Consider the following 6,584-nt stretch of genomic DNA (forward strand, 5'->3'; position numbering starts at 1 on the left):
GCCCGCCATCGATACGGGAGACTGATCGAGTTCGAGGTTGGCAAGACGGAGGCGCATGGTCAGCTCGCTGGTCAGCAGGGCGGCTACACGCTTGGGGCTCTTCGCTTTCTTCGCTGCCGACTCGAAGCTGTCGGCGAAGGAGCGTGTCGCGGTGAGGGTCGCGGCGTCCTGCGCGGAGATTTCGTACTCGGCGATCATGCGGGCGCGACGGGCCTCGGGCAGCTCGGGAAGATTCTTCAGAATCTCGGCCTGCCACTCCGCACCTACGACCAGTGGCGGAAGGTCGGGCTCGGGGAAGTAGCGGTAGTCGTGCGCCTGCTCCTTTGAGCGCATCGAGAACGTCCGGCCCTCGGCGTTGTTCCAGAGGCGCGACTCCTGCACGACACGGCCACCGTCTTCGATGACGCCGATCTGGCGTTCGATTTCGTACTCGACCGCGGCGCGGATGTAGCGGAAGCTGTTGACGTTTTTGACCTCAGCCTTGGTGCCATACTCTTTCGCGCCTTTGAGCATGACGCTTACGTTGGCGTCGCAGCGGAGGGAGCCCTCTTCCATGTTGCAGTCGCTGACGCCGGTGTAGAGGAGGATCTCTTTGAGCTTGGTGAGGTACTCGAAGACCTCGTCGGCAGTGCGCAGATCGGGCTCGCTGACGATCTCTACCAGCGGGGTGCCGCAGCGGTTGAGGTCGATGTAGGTCTTCGACACCGAGTCCGCGAAGCCATCGTGCACACTCTTGCCCGCGTCCTCTTCCATATGTAGACGGGTGACGCCGATGCGCTTGGAGGCGCCGCTGGCGTCGGGCACGTCGATCCAGCCATGCTCGGCGATGGGCTTGTCGAACTGAGAGATCTGGTAGCCCTTGGGCGAATCGGGGTAGAAGTAGTTTTTGCGTGAGAAGACGCTGGTCTCGCGAATCTCGCAGTTGATGGCCTTTGCCGCCAGGATAGCGAACTCGACAGCCCTGCGGTTGAGCACGGGCAGAGCGCCGGGCAGGCCCAGGCAGGTGGGGCAGACGTGCGTATTCGGCTCGCCGCCGTACTGATTCACGCAGCCGCAGAAGGCCTTCGAGGCGGTCAGAAGCTGAACGTGGACCTCCAGCCCGATGACGGGCTGATATTTGGCGAGAACCTCTGGCGAGAGCGCGGTAGCGGTAGACATAATCAAGTTGATTCTAACAAGCGCCGCGACGCGGGTTGTTTTTGCATCTCACAAGTGCATCTCTCAAAAAGCCAAGGAAGCCTATGCCCTATCGCCTACGCCCCCGCCAGCCCGCCCCGAAGAATGAAGCGCAGAAGAACCTCGAACGCCCGAGCGCGCAGGACATCTACGAGCAGGTGGCGAACAACGCCCGGCAGGAACTGGGCCGCTCGAGCGTGGCGCTTGCCATCTCCGGGCTGGCGGGCGGCATCTTTATGGGGCTGTCGGGGTTGGGAAATGCGATTGCGATTGCCCTGCTAACCGCTCCGGGGACGGAGCCGACGAATACCACTTTGTTTATCGCGAAGATGTTTTATCCGCTGGGATTCATCGTGGTGATCCTTGGGCGCTCGCAACTCTTCACGGAAAATACGCTTTATCCGGTGGCGCTGGTGCTCTCTGAAAAGAAGCACCTGTGGAAGACCCTGCGGCTGTGGGGCATCGTGCTTCCGGCCAATGTGCTGGGGGCGCTGGCGTTTGCCGCGATTGCCGGACTTACTGGAGCGCTGCACCCGAACATGGTGCACGCGCTTTCGCAACTGGGCCTTGAAGCATTGCATCACCCCACCGCGACGATCTTCTGGAGCGGCGTCATGGGCGGCTGGATCATTGCGACGGTGGCGTGGCTGGTGTCGGGGTCGCACTCGATTACAGGGTCGGTGATGATTATCTGGATGCTCGCCTTCGTCGTCGGCCTGGGCAACTTTGCCCACTGCATCGCGGCCAGCGGCGAGATTCTTACCGCGGTGCTGGTAGGGCAGGCCTCTTTGACGAGCTTTCTGCACTGGCTGTGGCTGGCGGTAGCAGGCAATATCTGCGGCGGTGTGGGGATGGTGACGCTGCTTGAATATGGGCAGGTCGTCTATGGCGGCGACGCCGAGGCGGAGGCGCTTCCTCCTGAGCCGGACAGTCCAATCTCCGTCACCAAGCAATCGTAGAGCGATGTTTTGAGCACCGTTCGGATTATTCTTTTGCAAAATCGCTGGCTGAAGTGCGGTAGCGGCAGGATTATTTGATACCTGTCGAACGACTGAGCATCACATAATGCATCTGTTGTAGCAAGATTCAAGGAAGGTCCACTCATGTCCAAACAAACTGCAAAGGTCGTTCGCTTTCACCAGACCGGCGGCCCTGAAGTTCTGCAAATCGAGGAGCTTCCGCTGCCGGAACCCGGTCCGGGCGAGGTTCGTCTCCGGATCAAGGCTATCGGGCTTAACCGTGCCGAGGTCATGTTCCGCGAAGGTCATTACTTGATCGACCCCACGCTTCCATCGGGTCTGGGATATGAGGCATCCGGCATCGTCGAGGCTCTCGGGGAAGGCGTCGATCGCTCATGGCTCGGCAAGACCGTAAGCACGATCCCTGCTTTCGCAATCAATCAATACGGCGTCTATGGAGAGGCCGCTCTTGTTCCCGTATCGGCGGTCGCAGAATATCCAGCCAGCCTCTCGCCGGAAGAAGGAACATCCATCTGGATGCAGTACATGACGGCGTATGGCGCGCTGATCCGTATTGCGAACATTACCAAGGGCGACTATGTGGTGATCACCGCCGCCAGCAGCAGCGTGGGCATCGCCGCCATCGAGATGGTAAAAGCCGAAGGAGGCGTCAGCATTGCGGCAACACGCACATCGGCCAAAAAAGCGGAGTTACAGGCACTCGGGGCCGACCACGTTATTGTCACCGACGAAGAGGACCTGGTCGAGCGAGTGAAAGAGATTACCGGCGGCAAAGGCGCGCGCATTGTCTTCGATCCGATCGGCGGCAAAGGCCTGGAGGCGCTTGCTGCTGCTGCCGCACATCACGGAATCATCATTGAATACGGCGCGCTCGCTACTGATCGGACGCCGTATCCGCTCTTTACTGCTCTTGCCAAGCAGCTCACGATTCGGGGATACACGCTGTTTGAGATCTTTGAGGACCCGGAACGCATGGCCAAGGCTCGGCAATATGTCTTCGACCACGTTGCGAGTGGCGACTTCAAGCCGCGCATCGACAAGGTCTTCCCACTCGCGCAGATTGTCGAGGCCCATCGCTACATGGAGTCAAACCAACAGATCGGCAAAATTGTGGTCACTCCATAACGCTGCCCGGTATAGTCCGAGGCCCCTGCCACTCAGGCGCAGGGGCTCGGGCCGGCCTCATTGCGAACCGGAGGGCTTGGTCAACACCGACTGCACGTTGGTCTTGTCTATCAACGCGACCCCGGTGTCGATGAAGGCCGGGAATGGCGAATCCGGATCGAGCCCGTAGTCTTTTCCCAGCGGCTTCAAGGGATAGTGATGCACATCGTCTAAGCCCTTCAATCCTAAAAACGCCATCGTGTATGGCTTTTGCGAGATGGTAGAGTCGATCACTCCGCTCTGCACCAGATTTAAGGTCGCTGCATCCACGTCCATTGCAACCAGTAGTCTGTCCTTTGAATTGGCCCTCTTGTAGGCCTCGCCTACGTCCTTGCCGGCCGAGGCCTCCAGACAGATCATGGCGTCAATTTTGTCTTTGCCGGTCTTGCCGAGGTATTCTTGCGCCTTGTCCATGGCGAGGCCGGAGTCGCCCTTCATGTCGAAGACATCGACGATCTTGATTCCGGGATAGTTTGCGAACACATCTTTGTAGCCCTTGAGCCGTTCTTCGAGGTTGGGCTGTCCGGCGATGGTAAAGAAGACGACGTTGCCCTTGCTGTTCAACTGCGCGGCTACGCGTTCGCCGCCGAGCCTGCCCGCCTCCAGATTATTGGTGCCGATGAAGTAGAGACGATGGCTCCCAGGCGCGTCGGAATCGATGGTGATAACCGGAATTCCCGCGGCGATGGCCGCGTCGATCTCGGGCTGCATCAGCGCGGCGTTAGCGACGGAGACGAGGATTCCCGCGGGCTTACGGGCAGCCACGGTGTGGAACTCCTTCACTTCGTCCTGCGGGTCGAACGACGTTGGCCCCCAGACTTCGGCGGTGACGCCATATTGAGCCGCGGCCGCCTGAAAACCGTCCGCAGCCGTCTTCCAGTAAGGCAGGTTGATGTTCGTCGCAACCAGGTAATAGTGTTCACTTTTGCTGTGCCGGGTGCAGCCCGTAACCCAGGGAAGCATTACCGATAAAAGCGCCAAAACTGCCCGCTTCCGTAAAGTGTCCATGCTCATCCTCCTGAAAATCTGCTGTCCGAAGCACCGCAGCCCTTCAGGATCGGGCAGCATTGCAGGTTATCTTGCCTGCGGGTGAAAGATAGTACTCCAATCAACCAATGCCTGAAAACATCCGCTTCCACTAGAATCAAGTCAGCATGGTTCTTCCCTTCGTCCGCGAGCTACTTGCGGACCTTGAACACTCTGAGGCCTTTGAGCGTGTACGCCGCCACCTGAGCGGAGGCACGGGGCGCAGACGTGTGTCCGGACTGACGTCGACGGCGCGGGCGCTTTATCTGCCTCTGTTCGTTCGCGCCGCCAATGCTCCATGCGTCATCGTGGTCTCGGACAACAAGGCGGCCGAATCGCTTCATGCGGCTGTGGTCTCGGCCTGCGAGCTGACCGGGGCGCTGGACCCCACGCAGGTTTTGCGGCTGCCTGCCCACGATGTTTTGCCGTTCGAGAACCTCTCTCCGCACCCTGAGATTCAGGAGACGCGGGCGGCGACGCTTTGGAAGATCGCCAATGGGACGGCACGGCTGGTGATTGCGCCGGTCGAAGCAGCCTGCATGAAGCTGTTTACGCGCGATTTTTACAAGGCGCTGGCGCTGCATCTGAAGGTCGGCGAGGAGTACATGCCGGACATGCTGATCGAGCATCTGCTCTCGGTCGGCTACAGCCGCGTCGATGTAGTGGAGATGCCAGGACAGGTCACGGTGCGCGGCGGCATCATCGATGTCTACTCGCCTGAGATGGACCGCCCGGTACGCATCGACTTCTTCGGCGACGAGATCGAGTCCATCCGCACCTTCGACGCCGAGACGCAGCGCAGCAGCAGCCCACTCGATGAGGCGCTGCTATTGCCGCTAACTGAGATTCCAGTCACGGAGAAGGTCCTGAGCGCGATCAATGCGCGTCTGACTCGCAGCGGAATTGCCGGTGCGGCGATTGAAGGCGGAGAGGAGCCGGTCGAGTTGCAGACGCACGTTGCTACGCGTACGGGCGAGGCCACCGTATTTCCCGGATGGGAGTTTTTTGCGCCGGTCGCTGGAGCTACCCATACGCTGCTCAATCTGCTGACGGCGAGCGGGCCTGCGCCGCGCGTCTTCATCGAAGAGCCGGCGATGGTGAAAAATCAGGGGGAGCGCTGGTGGAACAAAGTCGAGCAACGTCATGATCGCTCCGGCATCGGCAATCTGGTTCGGCCTGAGGATATTTATCTTTCGCCGTGGGATCTCGACGACCGCCTGCGCAAATTCTGTGGCTGCGAGCTGGATCAGCTTGGCGCGGTCGATGTGCTCGACGCCGACCGCAGCGACCTGTCGGAGGTGGACTTTGCCACTCGTCCGACGCAGCGGTTTCATGGCAGTATTCCGGCGCTGATCGATCAGCTCAACGTGTTGATGAAGCAGGATGCGCGTATTCTGCTGACTGCTCCGAACCAGGGAGAGGTCGAGCGGCTGGCCGGGCTTTTGCAGGAGTACCAGGTTCCCTACCGATTGGGTTCGCGGACGGAGCAGCATGGCAGCTCTACTGTTTACTCCGAGTCCAGCTATCTTGCCGGAGACTTGCGCACGCCGGTCATCGTAAAGACAACGATTGCCGCGGGCGCGCAGATACTCGACCTCGACCGGACGACGGCGCGGCAGGTGGTCATCTTCGGCGCACAGGATCTTTCCGACGATGCCGATGTTACGGTGCGAACTGCACGGCGCGGCAAGTCGAAGGCCGCTGCCTTCATCTCCGACTTCCGCGATCTTGCCGTTGGCGATTACGTCGTTCACGTCGAGCATGGCATCGCGCAGTACTGCGGCCTGCGCGTCATCGAAGAGAACGATGCGCCGCCGCTGGAGCTGATGATTCTGGAGTTCGCCGACCAGGCCAAGCTCTACGTTCCGCTGACCCGGCTTGACCTTATACAGAAATACCGCAGCACCGATACGGGGCCTGCTCCGCAGCTGAACAAGCTGGGCACGCAGGGCTGGCAGAAGACCAAGGCGCGGGTCAAAAAAGCGATGGCCGATATGGCCGCCGAGCTGCTGAAGCTCTATGCGCAGCGCGAGTCGATTCAGGGCACTCCTTTTTCGCCGGATACGAACATGCAGCGCGAGTTCGAGGACGCCTTCGACTTCAACGAGACCGACGACCAGTTGAACGCCATTGCCGACATCAAGCGCGACATGGAGTCGACGCAGCCGATGGACCGCCTGCTCTGCGGCGATGTGGGGTATGGCAAGACCGAGGTTGCCATGCGCGCGGCGTTCAAGG

General features: G+C 60.2%; 5 protein-coding genes. 3 read left to right on the top strand and 2 right to left on the bottom strand.

The features are described 5' to 3' along the window. Window positions 1-1,158: Asp-tRNA(Asn)/Glu-tRNA(Gln) amidotransferase subunit GatB (gatB, locus tag VMU57_RS14545; protein ID WP_325384647.1), on the bottom strand; the 1,158-nt coding region annotated here is incomplete at its 3' end. A gap of 83 nt (window positions 1,159-1,241) precedes the next feature. Between gatB and VMU57_RS14550 the strand changes: the two genes are divergently transcribed. Together VMU57_RS14550 and VMU57_RS14555 are read left to right on the top strand one after the other, a co-directional pair. Further along, on the top strand, window positions 1,242-2,135 hold the full coding sequence (locus VMU57_RS14550) for a formate/nitrite transporter family protein (RefSeq protein ID WP_325384649.1): 894 nt from the start codon (window positions 1,242-1,244) through the stop codon (window positions 2,133-2,135). Window positions 2,136-2,279: 144 nt separating this feature from the next. After that, a complete protein-coding gene (locus VMU57_RS14555) occupies window positions 2,280-3,281 on the top strand; it encodes a zinc-dependent alcohol dehydrogenase family protein (protein WP_325384651.1) in 1,002 nt (333 codons plus the stop codon). Between the two features lie 57 nt (window positions 3,282-3,338). Here VMU57_RS14555 and VMU57_RS14560 read toward each other — a convergent pair whose 3' ends face one another. After that, window positions 3,339-4,328 carry a substrate-binding domain-containing protein gene (locus VMU57_RS14560; RefSeq protein WP_325384653.1) on the bottom strand — a complete coding sequence of 330 codons (990 nt, stop codon included), beginning with the start codon at window positions 4,326-4,328 and terminating at the stop codon, window positions 3,339-3,341. Window positions 4,329-4,474: 146 nt separating this feature from the next. On the opposite strand from VMU57_RS14560, the gene VMU57_RS14565 reads away from it, so the two are divergent. After that, window positions 4,475-6,584, top strand: a 2,110-nt coding sequence (locus tag VMU57_RS14565) for a CarD family transcriptional regulator (protein ID WP_325384655.1), incomplete at its 3' end; no start/stop codon positions are given.

Source organism: Edaphobacter sp. (assembly GCF_035532915.1).
Lineage (GTDB): Bacteria > Acidobacteriota > Terriglobia > Terriglobales > Acidobacteriaceae > Edaphobacter.

Bases quoted from the DNA above. Each gene is read 5' to 3' on its own strand.
- VMU57_RS14560 (WP_325384653.1), bottom strand. From the start codon at position 4,328: ATGGACACTTTACGGAAGCGGGCAGTTTTGGCGCTTTTATCGGTAATG.
- VMU57_RS14555 (WP_325384651.1), top strand. From the start codon at position 2,280: ATGTCCAAACAAACTGCAAAGGTCGTTCGCTTTCACCAGACCGGCGGC.
- VMU57_RS14550 (WP_325384649.1), top strand. From the start codon at position 1,242: ATGCCCTATCGCCTACGCCCCCGCCAGCCCGCCCCGAAGAATGAAGCG.